The organism is Lactococcus sp. LG1074 (assembly GCF_017309525.1).
Classification (GTDB): Bacteria; Bacillota; Bacilli; order Lactobacillales; family Streptococcaceae; genus Lactococcus; species Lactococcus petauri.
This window is the reverse complement of sequence record NZ_CP071293.1, coordinates 258,912-280,312: the sequence shown is the minus strand read 5'-3', so window position 1 is coordinate 280,312 and position 21,401 is coordinate 258,912. Positions and strand designations below refer to the sequence as shown.

Sequence of the window (21,401 nt, the reverse complement as noted above, 5' to 3'; positions counted from 1 at the left end):
AAAAGAGAATCTCCATACATTACTTACTTCACAACAGTAACATTACAAGGTGCATGGTTTACAACATAGGCTGTTGTAGAACCCAAAGTCATACGCTCAAAGTAATTAGAACCTGTAGCCCCCATCACGATGAGATCACACTTCTGTTCCGTTGCAAATTCAACAATTTGCTTCTTAGGAATACCTACTACCACAAAGGTTTGAACTTTGACATTGTCTTTTACAATAGTTACTGCTTCTTGCAAGATCATCTCGGAAGCTTTTGTATAATTGTGCTTAAGAATCGGCAGGGCATGACCATATAATTTTCCGTCATCTTGGACCGTTAGGACCGAAAGTTCTATATCGTTTAAACGTGCGATTTCCATTGCCTCTCGGAGTGCTTTGTATGAGTTGTCTGAACCGTCAATGGGAACCAAAATATTTTTGTAATTCATCAAGATTTCTCCTTCCTTGCTTTGCCTATATTATAATGCTTTCTAATAATAAATAAAAGCAGCATGCATTAAAAATAAGCAGTCAAAGATGACTTCGTAAAACAAAAAACCTTAAGTGGCTTATACACTTAAGGTTTCCTTATACTTCATTTTTAAACAGAGTAAATCCAAGTATTCTTGGCGCCATTTTTCAAAAGCTTTTGACTAATGCGGATTGCATCTTTTTCATTAGCTGCTAGAGCGACCATTACCCCACCTAGACCTGAGCCTGTAAGCTTAGCTCCCAGAGCACCATTTCTCAGCGCTGTGTCTACTAAGGTATCTAAGCGCGGGTGTGAAACTCCAAGTGAAGAAAGATTTTCATGCGCTTGGTTCATCACTTGCCCCAAATCTTTTAATTTATTTGTCATGAGAAAATCTTTTGAAGCTTTTGAGAGTTGACCTAACTTTTCAATATGGCCTTGTGCTTTGGCCTTATTCTCTGATAATTTTTCCCTGACTATGCTAATCGCTTGACTAGTAAAGCCGTGTACACCTGAATCTCCAATAACCAGATAACCAGATAGATTGATATCAAAAGATTCGGCAGTTTGACCTTTAATAAACCAAAGCGGTAACTCCGAATTAACGGTTGCGACATCAATTCCTGATGAGCGGCCATGTGTAATATTCTCCGAGAAGTTAGCAAAAGATAAGAGCATTTCATCTGTTAGCTCTGCATCAAAAAAATCATAAAAGGCACGTGTGATTGCTGTTGCTAGAGCTGCTGATGCTCCCAATCCCCGTCCCAAAGGAATATTCGAATCAATTTCCAGAGAAAATGGAAGTTTGACGGAATGGAATTTTTCTAAAAGACGTAGGATGAGTTGGCGTACCCCCTCAAATTCGTCTCCTAACACATCCAATCTGCGCCGTGATTCATTATTTTCAATATATTGTCCGTATTTGATAGAAGAAATTGTAACGGTTGTCTTCAGAATAGTAACAGGTAACGCAATTGCAGGCTGCCCATAAACAACCGAATGCTCTCCAATCAAAATTAATTTGGAATGAGCGGTTCCTGTGCCCATTTTATTTGTAGTCATAACTATAAATTCTCCATTAAAGTACGCAAAGGTACTTGACAATTTTATAAAATTTGAGAGTGAAAATCAAGTAGCAATTCTTTTTTTGCCCATAATATCTAGATAAATAGGATAAATCTGTCCTTTCTCTTCTGGTATTGTGTCAAAAAAGTTATAATAAAAACATGGACAATTTACGCAAAGCAATTGAAAAAATGGATATTGTCACTGTCGATGCTGCAGTTAAATATAGTGGGTTAAGCAGAAAAGTGATACTTGATTTTATCCATGAAAATCCTCATCTAAGAATCTTTGATGAACAAGAGCAACATTGGGTTAATGAAAATGTTGATGGACATTGTTAAATACAAATAAAAAGTGCTTCTAGCACTTTTTATTTGTATTGCTCCATTCCGGGTACCTGATCTCCCCCAAAATATTTTTGAGAAAGTTCTTTCAAATATCCATCTTCAGCCATTTTTTTAATCTCTTGGTTAAGATCTTTTTGAAGTTGGGTTTGACTATTGTCAAGGATATAGTAAGTATAGGTCTTGAATTCAGGATATTTTTCAAGATCTGTAGGTACTGTATCAGATACACCTGTTACAGCATGTTCTTTAACAAGATTTTCCGCAGCAGATTTTGAAGCAAAGATAAAGTCCATTTGTCCATCAGAAAGAGCTTGTAAACGTTCTGCCAACCCGCGTTTTGAATAATCTACGGTAATTTTTTTATCAGGATGTGCACTATTCCACTGATCCATAATGTCACCATAGTTGGTCCCTGTTGGAATCTCGGTTTTCTTCCCTACAAGCCCTTCAATGGTTGTGATTTTATCTTTATCATTAGAGAAAATCGCATTAATGCCTTGCGTTGTGGGGAAACTAAAGAGATACTTTTCCTCACGCGCCTTTGTTTTACCATAAATATTCACACCGATATCTGCACGTCCTGCATCTAGAGCTGCAAGAATAGCACTGTCATCGTATGTTTTAAAGTCAAATTTATATTGAGGCAAATTTTCATCTGCTTTTTTGAGAATATCATATTCATAACCTGTCAGCTGCCCATCCTTCGTATACTCGTAAGGATTTGATGATCCAGAGATTGCCACATTGACTGTGGTCGTTTTTTCTTGACCGGCGGTTGTACTTTTATTCGAATTCGAGCACGCTGCTAGTAGAGTAACACCAGCTGCACTCAAAGCCAATAAGGTTATAACTTTATTTCTTTTCATTATATCTCCACTTCCTTTTTACTTACGTTTTGATTTTAACATAAACTAAACAATTTCCATTTATCTACGCTTATAAATAAGTGCTACATTGATAAAATAAAAAAACAACCTAAAGTTGCTCTTTCTATTTTATAAATCATGATACTGTGCATAAAGATCCTGTCGCACCAGCTCACGCTCTTTCGCCACTTGCTTGATGGCTACGTTAGGTTTTATTCCCGATGCAACCAGAAGTTGAACAGCTTCTAATGCTGTAGTCTCATCCTCTGAATTATCCTCAACTTCTCCATTGAAGCCAGCAACGATAATTAAACATTCTCCCTTAATCGGTTGCTCTTTTAAAGAAAGTAAAACTTCTGAAATTTTACCTCGACGATATTCTTCATAAATTTTGGTTAATTCGCGTATTAAGGTAACGTCTCGATCCCCATAGATCTGAGCCATATTTTCTAAAGTCTCTGCGACACGATAAGGAGACTCATAAAAAATCTGCGTTTCAGGATAGGTCATTTTAGTTTCCAAAAACTTCTTCTGTTCACCTTTTTTACGAGGTAAAAAGCCGTAAAAAATATGAGGCTGTGGGACTAATCCAGAAGCGATAAGACCTGTTATTCCAGCTGAAGCGCCTGGTAGGGCTACTACATCGATATTTCGCTTAATGGCTTCCACAACTAAATCATGACCTGGATCAGAAATTGAAGGCATACCTGCATCTGAGACTTGTGCTAGCGATTTTCCTGACATAAGAAAATCTAAAAGCTTCGGAATTTTATCAAAGGAGTTATGCTCATGAAAAGACTCTTGAGCCACCTTGATTTCAAAATGATTAAGTAATTTTTGAGTGTTGCGTGTATCTTCACTTGCTACCAAATCGACGGTTCTTAGGGTTTCCAAAGCACGTAGTGTCATATCCTGCATGTTGCCGATAGGTGTTGGCACTAAGTAAAGCTTACCTGCGCTTTTTTCACCTTTAAAGCTTCGTTGTATATTTATCATCTGTACAAAAGCTCCAAGCAGTCCAAGCAATTTTCACCATCTTGCAAACGCTCTGCATAATGTAAATGACACACATGAAAGCCTTCATTAAAAATTTGAATCAGATTTGGATTAGGTTCATCTTTTGACTTTGAGCTAGCTTTTTCTTCTTTTTTCTCAATATGCGCTAAACGTTCGCGTAATTTTTCATTTTCCATGCGAATCGTTGCATTTTCTTTTAAGGATTCATCCAGTGCATCACGCACCGTTGAAATTTGGCCCAGTGTATAAGCCAAACTTTCCTCCAACAGCCCCAGTTGCACATAAATCTCATTTTTATCGATCATCATTTCCCCCATAACTTACCTCTATGTCAATTCTTCTTAAAGATTTACCTCTGAAATATCAAACTCTTTTATTGTATGCTCTAAGCGAAGCTTAATTTTGTTATTCAAAATATTAAGACCAATAACTTTCCCCTCACCATCTACAGTCGTAATATGTTCACCAAAATCAGGAAAATTTTTACGTGCTTCCCTATAAAACTCATCTTCATAAGACAAACAGCACATTAAACGACCACAAAGACCATTCAATTTGCTTTGTTTTAAAGAGAGCGACTGATTTTTTGCCATCTTAATAGAGACATTCGGAAATTCGTAAATAAACTCCGAACAACAAAGCGGTCGTCCACAAGGACCAACACCGCCATACATTTTTGCAGCATCACGCGCTCCAATCTGACGAAGCTCAATTCGCGTACGAAAAGTCGCAGCTAATTCTTTAAGTAAAGCTCGAAAATCCACTCTATTTTCCGATGTAAAGGACACAAAAAGCTGACTTTGGTTTAAATTATAAGCTGCATTTGTAACCTTCATGTCAATCCCACAATCTGCAACAATTTGGCGAATCTTCGTGCAGGCTTGTTGCGAGAGCTGCTCTGTCGTATAAATCAACTCTTCATCTGCTTCTGTTGCTGCACGAACAATTTCTCCGGATGTATCAACATTTTTATCTTGTGGGAGTTGCTTCATTACCCGGCCATAAGTCTTGCCTTTTTCGTTTTGAATAATGACTTGCGTTCTTGGTGCAAATGTTTCATGACCACTTACAAAGGTATTTTGTTCTCCATGTGTAAACTCTACTTCGTAAATCATATTATCTTCTTCCTATTTCAGCACTATATATTCCAAACAAGCTCCAAAGCGCACATTACTTTTCCACATTTTTTCTGCTTGAAAGGTTTTTTGAACCCATTCGGACATCTTTTCTTGATTAAAAAGCTCCAAGAGCAGAGAAAAGACTAAAGTTTGTTTCTCCTTATCCTCAATATTTTCTGCGACATTTGTTAGATAAATAAAAGCTTCCCGTCGATCCGTCTTAACTAATTTCAGCAATTGTTGGAGTTTCTTCAATGTATCATTAAACCAAGTGGCTCCACTTAAAACCTGGGCTTCTTCTACCGAGTTACAAACCCGACTCAGTAATTCTGCCTGTGTTTTTAAGACACCATTTTGTTCCAACGTTTCTTGCATGTAGGCACTATTTTTGGGGAAACTAAAAACTTGTGTCCGTGATTTAATGGTGGGTAACATGAGATTATCATTTTCTGTGAGCAAAAAAACATGTGTTGCATTATCAGGTTCTTCAATGGACTTAAGTAAAGTATTTGCCGCATTGCTGTGCATTTTTTCAGCTTCAGTGATAATGACCACTTTCTGAGCGCCTTCAAATCCTGACTGACTAAAAACTTCCGACAAGTCCCGAATTTGTCCTGTTTTTATAGTTTGACCTTCCGGACGAATAATGTGTAAATCGCTAAATTCATCCCTAGCAACTAAACGACAGTGACGACAGTTCTCACAAGGTAAATTGTCCTGTAAATTTTCACAAAAAATAGCCTGACTCAGCCAAATAGCCATATCCAAACTACCAAAACCCCCACTAAAGAGATAAGCATGGCTCAGTTTATTCACACGTAAGATATGCTTAAAGCGTTCAAAAAGTGCTGGTTGAATATCTGCAATTTTCATGAAAACTCCTTAGTTTGAAATTTTATTACAAACAAAATTTCTTTTTGATGACTGTTAACGTGTCTGCAACAACTTTGTCAAGTTCTTGACTGGCATCAATCGTGACAAAGCGCTCAGGCTCATTCTTAACAATTTCTAAGTAACCTTGTCTGACTTTACGATGCATCTCAGCACGTTCGAGATCAAGTCTATTGACTTCATCTGCTCTATTTTTCATAATTCGTTCAAGTGCAACATCTGTATCAATATCGAAATATAATGTCAAATCCGGTTTAAGACCATCTGTTGCAAATTCATTAAGCCAGTTTACAGGTTCAACACCAAGTTCACGTCCGTAACCTTGATAAGCAACCGATGAATCAATAAAACGGTCAACAATTACCATTTTGCCTGCAGCCAGCGCTGGAAGCATTTTGGTTTGCATGTGTAGACGACGTGCCGCAGCAAACAGCATCAGCTCTGTCTTACTGTCAATTTCTGTATTTTCTGTACTTAAAATTATATTTCGAATCTCTTCTGCCACACGTACACCTCCAGGTTCACGTGTCTGAAGGACTTTATAAGACGATTTTTCTAGTTCGGGAAGAATATTTTGTAAAACGGTTGTTTTACCGGCCCCATCTGGCCCTTCCAAACTAATTAATATTCCATTCATATCTTATATTATAGCAAAAATAAAAAGAAAAAATATGGGAAAAATGTTCTTTTATAAATATTGTTTACTATATAAGTTTCTTATTTTACAAATGATTTCACTTTTGTAAAAATTCTATATTATGGAAGGCTTTACCTTGCTATACTACTGTAATAATTGTATAATGAGAAAAGCAATTAATATTATATACATCTAAGCGAAAGGATTATCATGAAAAAAATTCTTGTTGTTGACGACGAAAAACCAATTTCAGATATTGTAAAATTTAATCTCGTCAAAGAAGGGTATGAAGTAGTCACTGCTTTTGATGGTGAAGAAGCTCTTGAACTCTTTGAATCAGAAAAACCCGATCTTATCTATCTTGATTTGATGCTTCCAAAAATTGATGGCCTTGAAGTTACACGTCAAATCCGTAAAACTTCTGAAGTCCCTATTTTGATGGTTTCTGCTAAAGATACAGAGTTTGATAAAGTTATCGGCCTTGAACTTGGTGCAGATGATTACATCACAAAACCATTTTCAAACCGTGAACTACTTGCTCGTATTAAATCAAACCTACGCCGCATGACAAACGTTCCTGTTGAACAACCAAAAGATTCTAAAAAAGAATTGGTAATTGGTAACTTACGTATCAACCCAACACATTATGCCGCATATAAAAATGAAACACAGCTTGACTTGACACACCGCGAATTTGAATTACTCTATTATCTTGCACAACATCTCGGTGAAGTTATCACACGTGAAACTTTGCTTGAAACTGTTTGGGGCTACGATTACTTCGGTGATGTTCGTACTGTTGACGTAACTGTTCGTCGCCTTCGCGAAAAAGTTGAAGATACTCCAAGCCGTCCTCAATACGTATCTACACGTCGTGGCGTTGGATACTATATGAGCGAACCTCATGAATAAATTTTTTAATTCAATAGTACTTAAAGGAGTAGTGATTCATCTACTTCTTTTTGGCATTTTTGAGATAGTAAATAGTCCATACTTCCTCACACACACTACTGCACTCTTACAGTTTTTCATCTTTTATCTGGTCACCTTAAGTCTTCTTATTTGGTATCTCAGTCGCTTGGCGCAAACGGCAAATAAAATATCTCATCAAGTGGATAATTTTTTGCATGATAACTATGAAAATCGCCAAATTTCTAAAGAAAATAATGAGCTCTCAGTAGCTTACAATAAATTGTTATTACTTGGACATGAAATCGAAGATCGGCAAGAACATTTAGAGAATCAGCGCAACCAACTGGAGAGTATTTTAACCTACCTTGCCGATGGTGTCATCACTACAGATAGGCATGGTAAGATTAATCTTGCTAATCACGCAGCACTGACTCTTCTTGATCAGTCAAACGAGTTAATCATTGGTAAAGATTTGATTGATATTCTAAATATCTCCGACAAATATTCTTTTCATGATTTACTACAAAAAGAGCCCGAACTCACACTCAATGCCATCAATTGTGAAGGTGCAGCTGTTATCCTCCGCGTAAACTTTATGCTCTTCCGTAGCGAATTAGGGTACATTTCTGGGATTATTGCTGTTCTTCACGATACAACGGAACAAGAAAAAACAGAAAGAGATCGCCGACTTTTTGTGTCCAATGTCTCGCATGAGTTGCGCACCCCTTTGACTTCTGTCAAAGCTTACTTAGAAGCGCTCAATGATGGGGCCCTAGCTGATCCCGAGGTTGCTAGTCACTTCGTGGATGTTTCCCTTAACGAAACAGACCGAATGATTCGGATGATTGGGGAGCTTTTAGAACTCTCTCGTATGGACCAAGATAAAGTTAAACTTCATACTGAAATTATCAACTATGTCGATTTTATCAACTATATCCTGGATCGTTTTGATCAAATTATCGAAAAAAATTACAATAACTTTAAAATTATTCGTCAAATATCTCAACAAGAGATTTGGCTTGAAATCGATACCGATAAGCTTTCGCAGGTTATTGACAATATCATCAATAATGCCTTTAAGTATTCTCCAAAAGGCGGAACAATTACCGTAAGCGTCTGGTGTGAAAGCAACAAAGCATTTACTTCTATTGCCGACCAAGGTATGGGAATCCCAAAACCTGCTTTAGCCAAAGTTTTTGACCGTTTTTATCGTGTCGATAATGCTTCAAGAAATAGCCAAATCGGTGGTACAGGCTTAGGCTTATCTATTGCCTATGATATTATGAAACTCCACAAAGGTGATATAGTAGTCACTTCTGATGGTAAAACTGGTTCAACTTTCACCCTGTCTTTCCCTTACAGTGATGAAATTAATCAAGAAAATAACGACTGGGAGGATTTTGCTGAATGAGCACTGAATCAGCATTTAAATATTCAATTTTAGCATCAGGAAGTACTGGAAATTCTTTTTATTTGGAAACACCTGAAAAGAAAATTCTGGTAGATGCTGGATTATCTGGAAAAAAAATCGAGAGTTTATTAGGAGAGATTGACCGAGACATCAAAGATGTCGATACACTCCTGATTACTCATGAGCACAGCGACCATATCAAAGGAATTGGTGTTCTTGCCCGAAAACACGGCATTCAGCTTTACGCCAATGAATTAACCTGGCAAGAACTGGAAAGTAAAAACTCACTAGGAAAAATTGCGAGTGAGCAAAAACATATCTTTGAAATGGGCAAAACCAAAACTTTTGGCGATATCGATGTCGAAAGTTTTGGTGTGAGTCATGATGCTATCGCGCCCCAATTTTATCGTTTTATGAAAGATAATAAATCCTTCGTATTACTTACAGATACAGGTTATGTAAGTGACCGTATGCGGGGTACAATCGAAAATGCCGACGGCTATCTTATGGAAAGTAATCACGATATTGAGATCCTCCGCATGGGGGGCTACCCTTGGAAAACAAAACAACGTATTCTCAGCGACCAAGGCCATTTATCTAACGAAGATGGTGCCGAAGCTGCTTTTAATGTTTTAGGAAATAAAACAAAACGCATCTTCCTCGGTCACCTTAGCCTGAATAACAATATTCAAGAGCTTGCACATATGACCATGGACGGTTTTCTAGCGCAACATGATGTTGATACCAAACGTGACGTTCATATTATTGATACTAGCCATGAGCATGCAAGTAAACTCTATGATATTTAGACAGTATTTATAGCAATAAAAAAAGACACGAATTCGTGTCTTTTTATTGTTACATCATGCCACCCATCATTGATGGATCCATAGCTGGAGCTGCTGGTGCAGCTGGTTCTGGTTTATCAGCAACGACTGCTTCAGTCGTCAAGATAAGTCCTGCTACTGAGGCCGCATTTTGGAGGGCTGAACGTGTTACTTTAGCCGGATCCACAATACCTGTCTCAATCATTTCAACCCATTCACCAGTTGCGGCATTGAAACCAATACCTTTTTCTGCTGATTTAAGTTTATCAATAATGATTGAACCTTCGTAACCTGCATTAGCCGCGATTTGACGTACTGGTTCTTCTAATGCGCGACGTACAATTGTGATACCTGTTTGCACGTCCCCTTCTTCTTCAAGACTGTCGAGGGCAGAGATAACTGTAACAAGGGCAGTACCTCCACCAGCAACGATACCTTCTTCAACGGCTGCGCGTGTTGCATTAAGTGCGTCTTCAATCAAAAGTTTTTGCGCTTTAAGTTCAGTTTCTGTAGCGGCGCCGACTTTAATCACAGCGACTCCACCAGAAAGTTTAGCTAAACGTTCTTGAAGTTTTTCACGATCAAATTCTGAAGTAGTTTGTTCAACTTGAGCTTTAATTGTTGCTACACGAGTAGCAATAGCATCTGCTGAACCGGCACCTTCAACGATTGTCGTATGTTCTTTATCAACAGTTACTTTATTGGCTTGACCAAGTGCATCTAAGCTTGCATCTTTAAGTTCTAAACCAAGCTCTTCCGTAATTACTGTACCGCCTGTGAGGATTGCTAAGTCTTCAAGTTGGGCCTTGCGGCGGTCGCCAAAGCCTGGAGCCTTAACCGCTACAACATTGAAAGTACCACGGATTTTGTTCAACACGAGGGTTGGTAATGCTTCACCATCAACATCATCTGCCACAATAAGTAAAGGACGATTTGTTTTCAAGATTTGTTCAAGTAATGGTAAAATTTCTTGAATATTTGAAATCTTCTTATCTGTGATCAAGATATATGGGTTATCAAGGTTGGCCACCATTTTTTCATTGTCTGTCACCATATATTGTGACAAGTAACCACGGTCAAACTGCATACCTTCTACAACTTCAAGTTCAGTTTGCATACCTTTTGATTCTTCAATAGTAATAACACCATCGTTACCAACTTTTTCCATGGCATTTGAGATATACTCTCCAACCTTTTCTGAACGAGAAGAAACAGAGGCAACTTGTGCAATAGCTTCTTTACCAGATACTGGAATAGATAATTCCTTGAGTGCTTTTACTGCTGTTTCAGTTGCTAACTCAATACCACGACGAATGCCCACTGGATTAGCTCCGGCAGTTACGTTCTTCAAACCTTCACGAACAATCGCTTGTGTTAAAACAGTCGCTGTTGTAGTACCATCACCCGCAACATCATTTGTTTTTGAGGCCACTTCACTGACTAATTTTGCCCCCATATTTTCAAAGTGATCTTCTAATTCAATTTCTTTTGCGATGGTTACACCATCATTCGTGATAAGTGGACTACCATATGATTTTTCCAGAACAACATTGCGACCTTTAGGACCAAGTGTTGTTTTTACTGTATCTGCTAAAATATCAATACCACGAACCATTGCTGAACGAGCATCTGATGAAAATTTAATATCTTTTGCCATTTTTTTATTATCTCCTGTCTTTATTTTCCTTAAACAATCGCAAGAATTTCAGATTCTTTGATAATCAAGAAATCTTCGCCTTCAAATTTTACATTTGTACCGGCAAACTTTTCAAAGAGAACTGCATCACCAACTTGCACTGTTGGTGTAATAACTGTACCATGAGGAGTTGTTTTACCTGGGCCTACTGCCACAACTTCTGCAACTTGTGGTTTCTCTTGTGCTGCTGAGGCCAAGACGATCCCACCTAAAGATTTTTCTTCTTCCTCTTTTATACGCAATACAACGCGATCCGCTAAGGGTTTCAACATGTTATTCCTCCATTTTATGTTATTTTAGCACTCTTTAAGTTGGAGTGCTAATTTATATATCTTATTTTACCGCGAAGGTCAAAATTAGTCAAGAAAAAAACTTCTTTTTTTATTTTTTTAAATCGTTTTCTTATGAAGCCTGAGTTTCTTCAAGGCCCACTCGTAATGTGAAGCCAATGATGACTGAAAATACTGCGCTAAGGATGTTGTCGCAGTCCAAGGATAATATTGCTTCGTATAAAGCTCTTCATCTGAAAAATGTTGCAATAACTGGATAGTTCTTAGGTGGCTTGTAGCAAGTTTTTCCTTTATTTCTTCATAAGGAGTAGCTTGATGCTTTTCCCAGATTTCTTGATTCATTGTCGCATAGTTTTTCCAAGTATAGGGTGTGGGTAAAAAGCTTTGAAAGTTTCCTGAAATATTACTTTTTACAAAATTTTGTAAAAGTACTTGCCACTCATAAAGATGGGCATACACATCACGGATATTCTTATCTCGCCCCCAATGTGTCTCTTTTCCCTTCTCTTGGCCAAAGGCAAAAGTTGCCGTTTGTGCTTCTAAAGGTAGTGTGTCAACCAAATGACACAGCTTTTTCCAGTTTTCTTCTGAAAAGGAAATCAACTCTTTTTTCGTTTTTGCCTTTACCATTTTTCCCTCCTCACTTTCCTGTTCTCATCCTATCAAAAGAAAACGCTTTTTTCAATTTAAAACGGTAATTCATCTTCTTTTAAATTAAGAGCACTATTTTCTATAGAATCTTGTCGCATGGCAACTGTCGCGCGACTTTCCAAAAGGTCAAAAGTTTTTACCAACACTTCTGTTACATAGCGCTTTTGTTCCTGCTTGTCCACATAATTCCTGGTTCGTATCTCCCCTTCCACAGCAAGTAGGGCGCCTTTTTTAGCATAGGATGTACAGTGTTCCGCCTGTTTCTCCCAAAAGACCAAAGCGACAAAGTCTGTATCTTTTTCACCTGAAGCATTTTTATAGCGTCGTTTGACAGCGAGATTTATCCTCAATAGGCTTTTCCCATTAGATGTTTTAGTGAGTTCTGGATCTGCAACGAGTCGGCCAACAAGTAACGTTTTATTCATTTTGACACCTCCTTACTTTTTGTACGAAAAAAGACCTCAGCTTTCACTAAGGTCTTTATTATTTTATATTTAGGCTTGCCACATGCTTGTTGCATCAAAAGCTGATCCAGCTTCTAAATCTGCATTCAATTCGATAATACCACGAACTTGTGGTGCATTTGGTAAGTCAAGCTCTCGTGCCGAGCACAGCATACCATAAGAAGGTACGCCACGCAAAGCGCCTGGCCAGATTAAAGAACCAGAAGGCATCATTGCACCAGGTAAAGCCGCTACTGTTTTCATACCAACAACGGCATTAGGAGCACCACAAACGATTTGAACTGGTGCATCTAGACCAACTTCTACTTGGCACACATGTAAATGATCGCTGTCTGCATGATCCTCCATCGTTAAAATCTCAGCGACTACAAATTTAGGTTGGCCATCATATGTAAGCTGCTCGTCAAAGCCAGCTGCCTTAAGTTTTACATTAAGTTCCGTTACTTGATGCTCAGATAAATCATTCTGTCCTTGAGCCAAATCTGGCCAGTCTTTTTTTATATCGAAAATGTTCCAGCCCACTGTTTGTCCTGTATCTTCACGGAAGATACGCGCAACATCCGCCTTACGTTCGTAAGTTACTTCTGCTCCCTCATTGTTTGCCACAATCAGCATGAGGACATCACCAACATTTTTATTATACGTTGCAATCATTTTATTTATCTACACCCTTCAAAAATTCACTAACTTCTTCTTTAGTTTTACGTAGCTTATTCACTAAGCGTCCTGTTTCTTTACCATTTTCAAGTGTCACAAAGCTAGGAATACCCATGATTCCCCATTCAATAGCCAAGTCCATGAATTCGTCACGGTCAACTTCTACAAAGTTAAAGTCTGAAAATTCAGCTTCTAATTCTGGCATTTTTGGTTTGATAAAAGTACAGTCTGGGCACCATCCTGCAGTGAAAAACAAGACATGTTTACCTTCTGATTTTACAATTTCAGCTAGTTCCTCATAATTTTTTGGAATAATCATAAATACTCCTCTCCTAATTCTGTAATTTCTAAGGTTTCTCCATCAATTTCAAAATTGATGTTTTGGTTTGCTCCAACAATCACGCCACCTTTATAAATAGCTCCGCGATCTGCCTCCTCAAAGATCCATACTGTTTGAATATCTTGGTCAGCAAAAGCTTCACGTACTGCTTGAATAACCTCTGCCCGCAAATTTTCTTCAACGTGCTTATAACTCTGATAGAGCACTCGCGCACCTGCTACACCAGCCAGCAGCCCTAAACCAACTTTCAAATATTTTTTCATATAAAAAATTTTAACATAAATTTGAGTATATTAGTACTTATAATTACTGTTTCCCCTCAGATCAGTTCCGCTTTTCTATAAATCCCCTAAAACTTATCCGTCTTTAAAAATTATAGTTATTAAATAGCATTAGGACAATACTATTATATACGGCTTTTAAATGCTACAATAAGGGAGTATAAAAAATCAAAGGAGACGAGATGACTCTATTTAACAAAATTAAAGAAATAACTGAAATTCAAGCAACAAGTGGTTACGAAGCACCAATGCATGACTATCTTCGTGCCCGTATGGTGGACCTCGGCTACACACCTGAAACTGATGGTCTGGGCGGAATCTTTGTCACTAAAGAAAGTAAAACAGAAAATGCGCCTCGTGTTATGGTTGCAGCTCACATGGATGAAGTCGGCTTCATGGTGTCGTCAATTAAGGCAGATGGTACTTTACGTGTAGTCACTCTGGGTGGTTGGAATCCTTTAGTTGTTAGTGCACAACGCTTTACGCTATTCACACGTGATGGTAAAAAAATACCTGTTGTGACTGGTGGCCTACCACCACATCTTTTACGTGGAGCAGCGGGCGCACCTGCTATGCCACAAGTGGAAGATATCATCTTTGACGGTGGTTTTATGAGCAAAGAAGAAGTTTTAGAATTTGGGATTCGTCAAGGTGACGTCATCGTTCCTGAATCTGAAACAATTTTAACTGCTAATGGTAAAAATGTCATCAGTAAAGCTTGGGATAATCGCTACGGGTGTCTTATGGTCTTAGAACTTCTGGACTACCTTAAAGACAAAGAATTGCCAGTAACCTTGATTATCGGTGCAAATGTTCAGGAAGAAGTTGGCCTTCGCGGTGCCCATGTTTCAACAACTAAATTTAAACCTGAAGTTTTCTTTGCTGTTGACTGCTCTCCTGCAACGGATACTTTTGGAAACGACAATGGTCGTCTTGGCGAAGGCTCGCTTCTTCGTTATTACGACCCAGGTCATATCATGCTGCCTGGTATGAAGGACTTCCTCCTCAATACAGCAGAAGTTAATGGTATCAAAACACAAGCTTATATCTCAAAAGGTGGAACTGATGCTGGTGCAGCACACTTGCAAAACGAAGGCGTACCTTCAACAACTATTGGTGTGTGTGCCCGTTATATCCATAGTCACCAAACCATCTTCAACATGGATGATTTCACAGAAGCGCAAAACTTTATCCGGGCTATCGTTACGAGTCTAAACCAAGAAAAAGTAGCAGCTATTAAAAACTACTAATAAAAAAGTTAAAAAAAGGGGTCCTGAGCCTCTTTTTTTAGTCATTCAGTTTTATTTCAGAAAGAAAAAGTAAAATCATAAAGCACCAAATATGAATTTTAGGGAAATTTATGAATAAAAAACTATACTATACTACTGGTTTACTTACTCTGGTAAGTTTTATCACACTGACTGCCATTGTAAAACTTTCTTATACACACGCACCTATTCCAAGCATTGATTCGCATTTACAGACAGTTGCTTGGCATCTTCAAAACAATGAATTTTTGGTTCAAATTTCAAGTGTAATTGCTAAATTTCTAGGCGACACAATGGGCGCTATAATTGGTCTTGTTATTGCTGCTATTATTTTTATCAAAGATAAGGTTTCAGCAATATGGTTAGCTCTTGTAGCCGGAATTGCTGTGGGGGGAAATACCTTGATTAAATTAGTTATCGGCCGTGATCGCCCTGACATTCATCGTGTTGCCGCCTTTACAGATGAGCCAGGAAAAAGTTTTGCCAGTGGACATACAACTTTTGCTGTAGTACTCTTTGGCTGTCTCTTTTTTATCCTCTTACACTATCTCTCTTCTGTATGGAGCAAAACATTAGTTGGTTTTGTCGCTGTGGGGTTAATTTTTTTAACAATGTTTTCACGTGTACTTCTTGGGGTACATTATCCTTCGGATACTTTAGGCGGCTTACTTTGGGGGCTTTCAGTCATCTGCCTCACTTATCCAACTTATCTTCATTATAAAAACTCAGAAAAACCTCAACCTTATATACCTAAAAGCGTGAGAAAAGCTGATTAAAGCTAAAAAGCTTTGACTATATGTCAAGCTTTTTTTCATAGTTGAGTATCTTTTGCTTAATATCTACTGCTGCTTCTTGACCCATAAAACCGCCCAAGCTGCCATCTTTACGCGTGACACGATGACATGGTAAAATGACAGGCAAAGGATTACGTGCTAATGCCTGCCCCACAGCTTGTTGTGCTTTAGGACTTCCGACACGCGCAGCCATTTCCTGATAACTTATAGTCGTTCCCGCTGGAATTTTGGGAAGTTCTAACCAAACAGCTCGTTGAAATGCTGTTCCTGTGGTCAATATAAAGTTCTGGTTCTTATTAAGTGCTTCGTAAGTCGTCTTTTCATGTTGGTCATCGAAAAAAACCTGGGTAATCTCCCCCTTAGCATTGCGCTCTACAGAGAGTGAAATATTCTCATTCAACATAGGTATTATTCTCCTCAAAATCCAACAGCCATTCTTTACGCCATAGTCCTCCAGCATAACCTGCCAGCTGCCCGGAGCTTTTTTTCAATCGATGACATGGAATCACGATTGCAAAGGGGTTGGCTGCATTTGCTGCCCCTACTGCAATACTGGCTTGCGGATGCGCGAGTCCTTGTGCGATTTCTTTATAGGTTCTTGTTTGCCCAAACGGAATATCTTCAACTTTTTTCCAGACTTTTTGCTGAAACTCTGTACCTTGCACAGCTAAAGGGAATTTAAAACTTTTTCTTTTTCTTGCAAAATACTCTTGCAACTCTTCTTCAAGTTGACATGAAATCGGAGTTGGATGTTCCAATATAATAGCATTCAATCTTGCAATCTTCGCCTGTAAATTCTTATGCTCTGTAAAGCCTAAGCGATGAAGAAACTGCGCATCACTGATACTTATCATTTGACCAATAGGTGTGTCAATATAGTTTTTATAGAGGCGCTTCTTCATGTCCTTATTATAACATAGTTCTCTCACCCAGAAACTACCTCAGAGCAAAAAAAGAGAGCGAATACCCTCTCTTTTTTACTATTTTCTAGTTCCTAAAATTCTGTTCCACGCGTCATTATAATTCGCCTCTGTACCACCAATTCCAAACTTGAATTGTGTCACAGGTGCTCCGTTTTTAGCCCAATAACTTGTGGTTGTTTCACCGGAGACTTTAACATTTTTAAGATTCCCTCCGGTTACAGTGCCTGGTTTTTGACCGGTCGACTTAAGAACAGTGCTCTGAATTACATCTGGATCTTTACTTGGTTCTGGGAACTTTTCACCAGGACCAAACACATTTGGATCCGCTGCTGCAATTGCATTGACCAAGTTTGCCATATATGTACCATTATTGACCGCAGCTGTCTTGCTGCCCATCGGCGTATTATTATCATGACCAATCCAACCTCCAAGGGATACTTTGGGCGTTGAAAGCATGAGCCAACCGTCTACATAATCATTGGAAGTACCTGTCTTGCCTGTCCAATCCACGCTACTTGCAAGTGTTGGATTAATGGCTTGTAAATCTTGTAAAAAGTTTGTTGTACGACGACTGACATCATAGGTCAAAACATTACGTAAAAGATCCTCAGTAATTGTTGATGTTGCTTGTGAAAAGACTCTCTCTGCTTGACTCTTATGTTCGTAGATATCTTTACCGGAGTCGTCTTTTATGCTTTGGACAACATAGTGTGGCTCATAAACCCCGCCATTAGCTAAGGCTTGGTAGCCATTGGTATGTTGCACCACAGTTGGCTCAATACCACCACCGAGTGGAAGAGATTCCACACTGTAGTCTGGCACATAATAGCCCATCTTCTTCATGTAAGTTTCCACGCTATTGCCAGAATCAAGAATGGCTTGATAGGTCCAATGCGCAGGGATATTCCATGACACGCCTAAAGCTTCATTAAGACTTACCATTCCGGTTCCTGTTTCGCCAACGTGCAAGATTGGAGTACCGTCAGAGAAACTTGTTGGATAGTTACTCAGCATACTTGCTGACCCAATCAATCCCAAATCAATTGCTGGTGCATAAGCTAAGATTGGTTTAATCGAAGAACCTGGACTACGCTTCGTATCAAAGGCATGATTGTTTTGATTGGTTGCATAGTCTAAACCACCAATAAAGCCAAGTACTGCTCCTGTTTTATTATCCATGAGTACATTTCCGGCTTGAACTTCACCTGTACCGTCCTGTAAAATACCGCCATACTGCGCTACAGCATTTTGCATGGCATCATACACACCACGATTAATTGTTGTTGTGATAGTGTAACCACCAGTTTGTAAGGCTTGCGCGGCTAATTCACGATATTTTTGCTTGGTGCTATCATTTCCTTGTTCTGTTGCCGAAACCTTGTCCCTCTTAATCAGATAATCATAGACGTGATTAAGGGCTTCACTGTACACAACATTATAAAGATAACCATGTGCTACAGAATCTTGTGGTTGTGAAGGCAGAAATGCTTGCGAGATATCCACAGCACTATATTTTTCGTAATCTTTTTGAGTCAAATATCCTGCACGATACATGTTAAACAGGACATTTTGTTGACGAGCTAAGCCATAAGAGAGTAGCTCTTTTGATTTGAGCGAACCATCCACATTATAAGGAGAGTAAACAATTGGACTTTGTGGTAATCCAGCAATAAAAGCTGCTTCTGGCACGGTTAAATCTTTAGCAGACTTACCAAAAATCCCTTGGGCAGCGGCTTGGACACCCGCAATATTTTTCCCTTGATTATTTCGCCCAAATGGTGAGACATTGAGATAATCCGTTAAAATTTCATCTTTACTTAAATATTGATTAAGCTGCAGTGCATAAACAATCTCGCTGGCCTTGCGTTGGAAAGTGACACTGTCTCCAAGAGACTGCTGTTTTACCAACTGTTGCGTAATCGTTGAACCACCAGAGCTTGTACCGCCACCTACGGCACCCAGAACGCCTCGAATTACTGCTTTGGGCACAACACCACTGTTCGTCTTAAAGGTTTCATCTTCTGTCGCAATCAGAGCTTTTTTCACATTTTCTGAAATTTGGTTGCTTGCTACATTAATCCTTACCAAATCACTGGAAATATCAGAAATATTTTCACCATTACTGTATTTCATGACTGAAACACCGTGAATATTATTAACCTGCTCGAGAAGTTGCTCCTTGCTTGGAACTTTGGTATTTTCAACAAGGCGAGCAAAATATCCCACACCTGCCGCAGCGCCAAATACACCAACTAAAAGAAAAAGCACACCAAAAATGACAACTACTCCACGCACGACTGAAAAAATAGTCTGAAGTGTTGTTTTCCCTTCTTCTACATCTGCTTGAACTTTTTTAGGTTTTTGAGGCTTTTTCGGAGAATTTTTACGACTTTCCTGCGTTTTGCTGGCACGCTTTTTCTCCATTTTAGCCTGCAAACGTGCCTGTGCACGTTCCTTCGACTGTTCTTGATCTTTTTTCATAATACATATTATACCAAACTTAGGCTCTTTTTTCGCCCCTATTTTTCCTTTTTTTTTGATATAATGAGAACGTTAATCTAATTACTGAGAGAAACTATAACAAAACTGTCAGTATTAACTAAATTTAGGAGGTAACATGAATATTTTTGACGAACTAAAAGAACGTGGTCTGATTTTCCAAACCACTGATGAAAAAGCTCTTCGCGAAGCTTTAACTGAGGGCATGGTAAGTTATTATGTTGGTTACGATCCTACTGCTGATAGTTTACACCTTGGTAATCTGGTCTTAATTCTTACAATGAAGCGTCTACAAATGGCTGGGCACAAACCTTATCCATTGGTTGGGGGCGCTACTGGACTTGTTGGCGATCCATCTTTTAAAGATGCCGAACGTGGCTTACAAACGAAAGATACTGTTGTAGCTTGGGCTGATAAAATTCGTGCTCAGTTGGAACGTTTCCTTGACTTTGAAAATGGCGAAAATAAAGCTCAGATGGAAAACAACTACAATTGGTTCGAAAATTTATCTTTTATTGATTTCCTTCGTGATGTCGGTAAATATTACACGATTAACTACATGATGAGTAAAGATTCAGTGAAGAGTCGTATCGAATCAGGTATCTCTTACACCGAGTTTGCTTACCAAATTATGCAAGGTTACGATTTCTACGAGCTCAACCAACGTCATGGTATTACATTACAACTCGGTGGTTCTGACCAATGGGGCAATATGACTGCCGGCACAGAACTGCTCCGTCGTAAGGCTGGAAAAACTGGACATGTCATCACTATTCCATTGATTACAGACTCAACAGGTAAAAAATTTGGTAAATCTGAAGGAAATGCCATTTGGCTCGATGCAGATAAAACGTCTCCGTTTGAAATGTATCAATTTTGGCTGAATGTTAACGATGATGATGCTGTAAAAATGCTCAAAATTTTCACTTTCTTATCTCTTGAAGAAATTGCTGAAATCGGTGAGAAATTTGAGGCTGCACGTCACGAACGCTTAGCACAAAAAGTACTTGCACGCGAAGTTGTAACTCTTGTTCATGGACAAGCCGCTTACGAGCAAGCTGTAAAAATCACGGAAACTTTATTTGGTGGCGGTGATTTGAAAGATCTTGATGCCAAGTCAATCCTTTCTGGCTTAAAAGATGTACCAACATATCAAGTGAAAGCAGACGATAATCTCAATATTATTGAACTCTTGATTTCTGCCGGAATCGAAAATTCAAAACGTCAAGCACGTGAAGATGTAACAAACGGTGCGATTTACATCAATGGTGAACGTATCCAAGATTTGGATTACACCTTCTCTGATGGAGATAAAATCGACAATCAACTTACTGTTGTTCGCCGTGGTAAAAAGAAAAATTTCATCTTGACTTATTAAGTTAAAGTCTAATATTTAAGTAGCAACAGGGAATTCTCTGTTGCTTTTTTAATCCAAACGCATTATTTTTCTAATTGAATCATGATATAATAGAGTTTAAGAACAAGATTATAAGGATAATAGCATGCCTGATAAAGATTTTGAACAAATGCTGAGAGATTTACGTGAACAGTATTTAGAAAAAGAAGAAATTACAGAAGAAACCTCTGATTCTGAAAAAAGTGAGATTTATACTCCAGTTTCACAAGAGGAAAAAAGACACAAAATACTTGAATCACTTCATCTTCTCGAAGAGAAGAAACTTTTCTTGTCTCAAAAACTTAAGGATTTCCATCAGCAAGATGCTAGTTATGAACAAATATCAAAGCTGAAACATCAAATTGAGGCTATCAAGTATAAACAATCTCTTCTTCAGCAAAGGCTTGAATATATCGACTGCGGTGAATCAGACTTCACTAAAAAAGAGAAGCTTAAACGTCAATTAACAGAGCTTGAGATCAAACGCTGTCGCGCTCTCTTAAGTAAAAAGAGCTGTGCCAAAATCGATCAGAAGATTAATCAAAAAAAGGACCTTTTCAAAAAGATAAAGTAACCTTTTAGCCTTATAAC

26 protein-coding genes are annotated in these 21,401 nt (G+C 38.5%); 8 read left to right on the top strand and 18 right to left on the bottom strand.

The annotated features are described in order from the left end of the window. Positions 1 to 23: 23 nt before the first annotated feature. Positions 24 to 437, bottom strand: a complete 414-nt coding sequence (locus J0J36_RS01385; protein WP_019291343.1) for a universal stress protein — start codon at positions 435 to 437, stop codon at positions 24 to 26. Positions 438 to 589: 152 nt separating this feature from the next. After that, positions 590 to 1,522 (bottom strand): mevalonate kinase, encoded by a 933-nt coding sequence (gene mvk / locus J0J36_RS01380; RefSeq protein WP_019291344.1) that lies wholly within the window; start codon positions 1,520 to 1,522, stop codon positions 590 to 592. Positions 1,523 to 1,686: 164 nt separating this feature from the next. Between mvk and J0J36_RS01375 the strand changes: the two genes are divergently transcribed. Next, positions 1,687 to 1,866, top strand: a complete 180-nt coding sequence (locus J0J36_RS01375; protein ID WP_029343527.1) for a hypothetical protein — start codon at positions 1,687 to 1,689, stop codon at positions 1,864 to 1,866. A 29-nt stretch (positions 1,867 to 1,895) separates the two neighbouring features. Here the strand turns inward: J0J36_RS01375 and J0J36_RS01370 are convergent, their stop codons facing one another. From J0J36_RS01370 to tmk, 6 genes are all read right to left on the bottom strand, one after another. Further along, positions 1,896 to 2,738, bottom strand: a complete 843-nt coding sequence (locus J0J36_RS01370; RefSeq protein WP_019291346.1) for a transporter substrate-binding domain-containing protein — start codon at positions 2,736 to 2,738, stop codon at positions 1,896 to 1,898. 129 nt (positions 2,739 to 2,867) lie between these two features. Continuing rightward, on the bottom strand, positions 2,868 to 3,734 hold the full coding sequence (gene rsmI / locus J0J36_RS01365; RefSeq protein WP_019291347.1) for a 16S rRNA (cytidine(1402)-2'-O)-methyltransferase: 867 nt from the start codon (positions 3,732 to 3,734) through the stop codon (positions 2,868 to 2,870). Next, complete coding sequence (locus J0J36_RS01360; RefSeq protein ID WP_016171014.1) at positions 3,731 to 4,072, bottom strand: DNA replication initiation control protein YabA; 342 nt, start codon at positions 4,070 to 4,072, stop codon at positions 3,731 to 3,733. Before J0J36_RS01360 ends, rsmI begins: the two co-directional genes overlap by 4 nt. Positions 4,073 to 4,096: 24 nt before the next feature. Continuing rightward, the gene (ricT, locus tag J0J36_RS01355) at positions 4,097 to 4,870 is read right to left on the bottom strand and encodes a regulatory iron-sulfur-containing complex subunit RicT (RefSeq protein ID WP_019335957.1); all 774 of its coding nucleotides are present in this window, start codon (positions 4,868 to 4,870) and stop codon (positions 4,097 to 4,099) included. 12 nt (positions 4,871 to 4,882) lie between these two features. After that, the gene (locus J0J36_RS01350; protein WP_153924392.1) at positions 4,883 to 5,746 is read right to left on the bottom strand and encodes a DNA polymerase III subunit delta'; all 864 of its coding nucleotides are present in this window, start codon (positions 5,744 to 5,746) and stop codon (positions 4,883 to 4,885) included. Positions 5,747 to 5,771: 25 nt separating this feature from the next. Further along, a complete protein-coding gene (tmk, locus tag J0J36_RS01345; protein WP_019291350.1) occupies positions 5,772 to 6,401 on the bottom strand; it encodes a dTMP kinase in 630 nt (209 codons plus the stop codon). 210 nt (positions 6,402 to 6,611) lie between these two features. On the opposite strand from tmk, the gene yycF reads away from it, so the two are divergent. The 3 genes from yycF to J0J36_RS01330 are packed head-to-tail and all read left to right on the top strand — an operon-like array spanning position 6,612 to position 9,533. Then, positions 6,612 to 7,313 (top strand): response regulator YycF, encoded by a 702-nt coding sequence (gene yycF, locus J0J36_RS01340; RefSeq protein WP_003133894.1) that lies wholly within the window; start codon positions 6,612 to 6,614, stop codon positions 7,311 to 7,313. After that, positions 7,306 to 8,724, top strand: a complete 1,419-nt coding sequence (locus tag J0J36_RS01335; RefSeq protein WP_019291351.1) for an ATP-binding protein — start codon at positions 7,306 to 7,308, stop codon at positions 8,722 to 8,724. The genes yycF and J0J36_RS01335 overlap by 8 nt, the downstream gene beginning before the upstream one ends. Further along, entirely contained in the window at positions 8,721 to 9,533 is an 813-nt protein-coding gene (locus tag J0J36_RS01330; protein WP_019291352.1) for an MBL fold metallo-hydrolase, read from the top strand. Before J0J36_RS01335 ends, J0J36_RS01330 begins: the two co-directional genes overlap by 4 nt. A gap of 49 nt (positions 9,534 to 9,582) precedes the next feature. Here the strand turns inward: J0J36_RS01330 and groL are convergent, their stop codons facing one another. The 7 genes from groL to J0J36_RS01295 all read right to left on the bottom strand — a co-directional run bounded on the left by groL (position 9,583) and on the right by J0J36_RS01295 (position 13,912). Further along, positions 9,583 to 11,208 (bottom strand): chaperonin GroEL, encoded by a 1,626-nt coding sequence (groL, locus tag J0J36_RS01325; protein WP_003133890.1) that lies wholly within the window; start codon positions 11,206 to 11,208, stop codon positions 9,583 to 9,585. 29 nt (positions 11,209 to 11,237) lie between these two features. Further along, positions 11,238 to 11,519: a co-chaperone GroES gene (gene groES / locus J0J36_RS01320; RefSeq protein WP_019291353.1), complete on the bottom strand. Its 282-nt coding sequence runs from the start codon at positions 11,517 to 11,519 to the stop codon at positions 11,238 to 11,240. A 117-nt stretch (positions 11,520 to 11,636) separates the two neighbouring features. Continuing rightward, complete coding sequence (locus tag J0J36_RS01315) at positions 11,637 to 12,167, bottom strand: ClbS/DfsB family four-helix bundle protein (RefSeq protein WP_019291354.1); 531 nt, start codon at positions 12,165 to 12,167, stop codon at positions 11,637 to 11,639. Between the two features lie 56 nt (positions 12,168 to 12,223). After that, on the bottom strand, positions 12,224 to 12,613 hold the full coding sequence (locus tag J0J36_RS01310) for a single-stranded DNA-binding protein (RefSeq protein WP_019291355.1): 390 nt from the start codon (positions 12,611 to 12,613) through the stop codon (positions 12,224 to 12,226). Positions 12,614 to 12,682: 69 nt separating this feature from the next. Next, complete coding sequence (gene ytpR, locus J0J36_RS01305; protein ID WP_019293856.1) at positions 12,683 to 13,306, bottom strand: YtpR family tRNA-binding protein; 624 nt, start codon at positions 13,304 to 13,306, stop codon at positions 12,683 to 12,685. A gap of 1 nt (position 13,307) precedes the next feature. Further along, positions 13,308 to 13,628, bottom strand: a complete 321-nt coding sequence (locus J0J36_RS01300; RefSeq protein WP_019291357.1) for a thioredoxin family protein — start codon at positions 13,626 to 13,628, stop codon at positions 13,308 to 13,310. Continuing rightward, a complete protein-coding gene (locus J0J36_RS01295; RefSeq protein ID WP_029343529.1) occupies positions 13,625 to 13,912 on the bottom strand; it encodes a hypothetical protein in 288 nt (95 codons plus the stop codon). Before J0J36_RS01295 ends, J0J36_RS01300 begins: the two co-directional genes overlap by 4 nt. Positions 13,913 to 14,112: 200 nt before the next feature. On the opposite strand from J0J36_RS01295, the gene pepA reads away from it, so the two are divergent. Beyond that, positions 14,113 to 15,180, top strand: coding sequence for a glutamyl aminopeptidase (pepA, locus tag J0J36_RS01290; RefSeq protein ID WP_153924389.1), 1,068 nt, complete (start codon positions 14,113 to 14,115; stop codon positions 15,178 to 15,180). 110 nt (positions 15,181 to 15,290) lie between these two features. After that, positions 15,291 to 15,974 (top strand): phosphatase PAP2 family protein, encoded by a 684-nt coding sequence (locus J0J36_RS01285; RefSeq protein ID WP_019291360.1) that lies wholly within the window; start codon positions 15,291 to 15,293, stop codon positions 15,972 to 15,974. Between the two features lie 16 nt (positions 15,975 to 15,990). Here J0J36_RS01285 and J0J36_RS01280 read toward each other — a convergent pair whose 3' ends face one another. From J0J36_RS01280 to J0J36_RS01270, 3 genes are all read right to left on the bottom strand, one after another. Beyond that, entirely contained in the window at positions 15,991 to 16,395 is a 405-nt protein-coding gene (locus tag J0J36_RS01280) for a methylated-DNA--[protein]-cysteine S-methyltransferase (protein ID WP_019291361.1), read from the bottom strand. Then, positions 16,385 to 16,894: a methylated-DNA--[protein]-cysteine S-methyltransferase gene (locus tag J0J36_RS01275; RefSeq protein WP_019291362.1), complete on the bottom strand. Its 510-nt coding sequence runs from the start codon at positions 16,892 to 16,894 to the stop codon at positions 16,385 to 16,387. The genes J0J36_RS01280 and J0J36_RS01275 overlap by 11 nt, the downstream gene beginning before the upstream one ends. Before the next feature lie 78 nt (positions 16,895 to 16,972). Further along, positions 16,973 to 19,396 carry a transglycosylase domain-containing protein gene (locus J0J36_RS01270; RefSeq protein WP_019291363.1) on the bottom strand — a complete coding sequence of 808 codons (2,424 nt, stop codon included), beginning with the start codon at positions 19,394 to 19,396 and terminating at the stop codon, positions 16,973 to 16,975. A 136-nt stretch (positions 19,397 to 19,532) separates the two neighbouring features. On the opposite strand from J0J36_RS01270, the gene tyrS reads away from it, so the two are divergent. Beyond that, on the top strand, positions 19,533 to 20,792 hold the full coding sequence (gene tyrS / locus J0J36_RS01265) for a tyrosine--tRNA ligase (protein WP_019291364.1): 1,260 nt from the start codon (positions 19,533 to 19,535) through the stop codon (positions 20,790 to 20,792). A gap of 124 nt (positions 20,793 to 20,916) precedes the next feature. Further along, a complete protein-coding gene (locus J0J36_RS01260) occupies positions 20,917 to 21,384 on the top strand; it encodes a hypothetical protein (protein WP_206886734.1) in 468 nt (155 codons plus the stop codon). Positions 21,385 to 21,401 lie beyond the last annotated feature (17 nt).

Coding starts and splice junctions, on each gene's coding strand:
- J0J36_RS01385 (WP_019291343.1), bottom strand. CDS start 437: ATGAATTACAAAAATATTTTGGTTCCCATTGACGGTTCAGACAACTCA.
- mvk (WP_019291344.1), bottom strand. CDS start 1,522: ATGACTACAAATAAAATGGGCACAGGAACCGCTCATTCCAAATTAATT.
- J0J36_RS01375 (WP_029343527.1), top strand. CDS start 1,687: ATGGACAATTTACGCAAAGCAATTGAAAAAATGGATATTGTCACTGTC.
- J0J36_RS01370 (WP_019291346.1), bottom strand. CDS start 2,738: ATGAAAAGAAATAAAGTTATAACCTTATTGGCTTTGAGTGCAGCTGGT.
- rsmI (WP_019291347.1), bottom strand. CDS start 3,734: ATGATAAATATACAACGAAGCTTTAAAGGTGAAAAAAGCGCAGGTAAG.
- J0J36_RS01360 (WP_016171014.1), bottom strand. CDS start 4,072: ATGGGGGAAATGATGATCGATAAAAATGAGATTTATGTGCAACTGGGG.
- ricT (WP_019335957.1), bottom strand. CDS start 4,870: ATGATTTACGAAGTAGAGTTTACACATGGAGAACAAAATACCTTTGTA.
- J0J36_RS01350 (WP_153924392.1), bottom strand. CDS start 5,746: ATGAAAATTGCAGATATTCAACCAGCACTTTTTGAACGCTTTAAGCAT.
- tmk (WP_019291350.1), bottom strand. CDS start 6,401: ATGAATGGAATATTAATTAGTTTGGAAGGGCCAGATGGGGCCGGTAAA.
- yycF (WP_003133894.1), top strand. CDS start 6,612: ATGAAAAAAATTCTTGTTGTTGACGACGAAAAACCAATTTCAGATATT.
- J0J36_RS01335 (WP_019291351.1), top strand. CDS start 7,306: ATGAATAAATTTTTTAATTCAATAGTACTTAAAGGAGTAGTGATTCAT.
- J0J36_RS01330 (WP_019291352.1), top strand. CDS start 8,721: ATGAGCACTGAATCAGCATTTAAATATTCAATTTTAGCATCAGGAAGT.
- groL (WP_003133890.1), bottom strand. CDS start 11,208: ATGGCAAAAGATATTAAATTTTCATCAGATGCTCGTTCAGCAATGGTT.
- groES (WP_019291353.1), bottom strand. CDS start 11,519: ATGTTGAAACCCTTAGCGGATCGCGTTGTATTGCGTATAAAAGAGGAA.
- J0J36_RS01315 (WP_019291354.1), bottom strand. CDS start 12,167: ATGGTAAAGGCAAAAACGAAAAAAGAGTTGATTTCCTTTTCAGAAGAA.
- J0J36_RS01310 (WP_019291355.1), bottom strand. CDS start 12,613: ATGAATAAAACGTTACTTGTTGGCCGACTCGTTGCAGATCCAGAACTC.
- ytpR (WP_019293856.1), bottom strand. CDS start 13,306: ATGATTGCAACGTATAATAAAAATGTTGGTGATGTCCTCATGCTGATT.
- J0J36_RS01300 (WP_019291357.1), bottom strand. CDS start 13,628: ATGATTATTCCAAAAAATTATGAGGAACTAGCTGAAATTGTAAAATCA.
- J0J36_RS01295 (WP_029343529.1), bottom strand. CDS start 13,912: ATGAAAAAATATTTGAAAGTTGGTTTAGGGCTGCTGGCTGGTGTAGCA.
- pepA (WP_153924389.1), top strand. CDS start 14,113: ATGACTCTATTTAACAAAATTAAAGAAATAACTGAAATTCAAGCAACA.
- J0J36_RS01285 (WP_019291360.1), top strand. CDS start 15,291: ATGAATAAAAAACTATACTATACTACTGGTTTACTTACTCTGGTAAGT.
- J0J36_RS01280 (WP_019291361.1), bottom strand. CDS start 16,395: ATGTTGAATGAGAATATTTCACTCTCTGTAGAGCGCAATGCTAAGGGG.
- J0J36_RS01275 (WP_019291362.1), bottom strand. CDS start 16,894: ATGAAGAAGCGCCTCTATAAAAACTATATTGACACACCTATTGGTCAA.
- J0J36_RS01270 (WP_019291363.1), bottom strand. CDS start 19,396: ATGAAAAAAGATCAAGAACAGTCGAAGGAACGTGCACAGGCACGTTTG.
- tyrS (WP_019291364.1), top strand. CDS start 19,533: ATGAATATTTTTGACGAACTAAAAGAACGTGGTCTGATTTTCCAAACC.
- J0J36_RS01260 (WP_206886734.1), top strand. CDS start 20,917: ATGCCTGATAAAGATTTTGAACAAATGCTGAGAGATTTACGTGAACAG.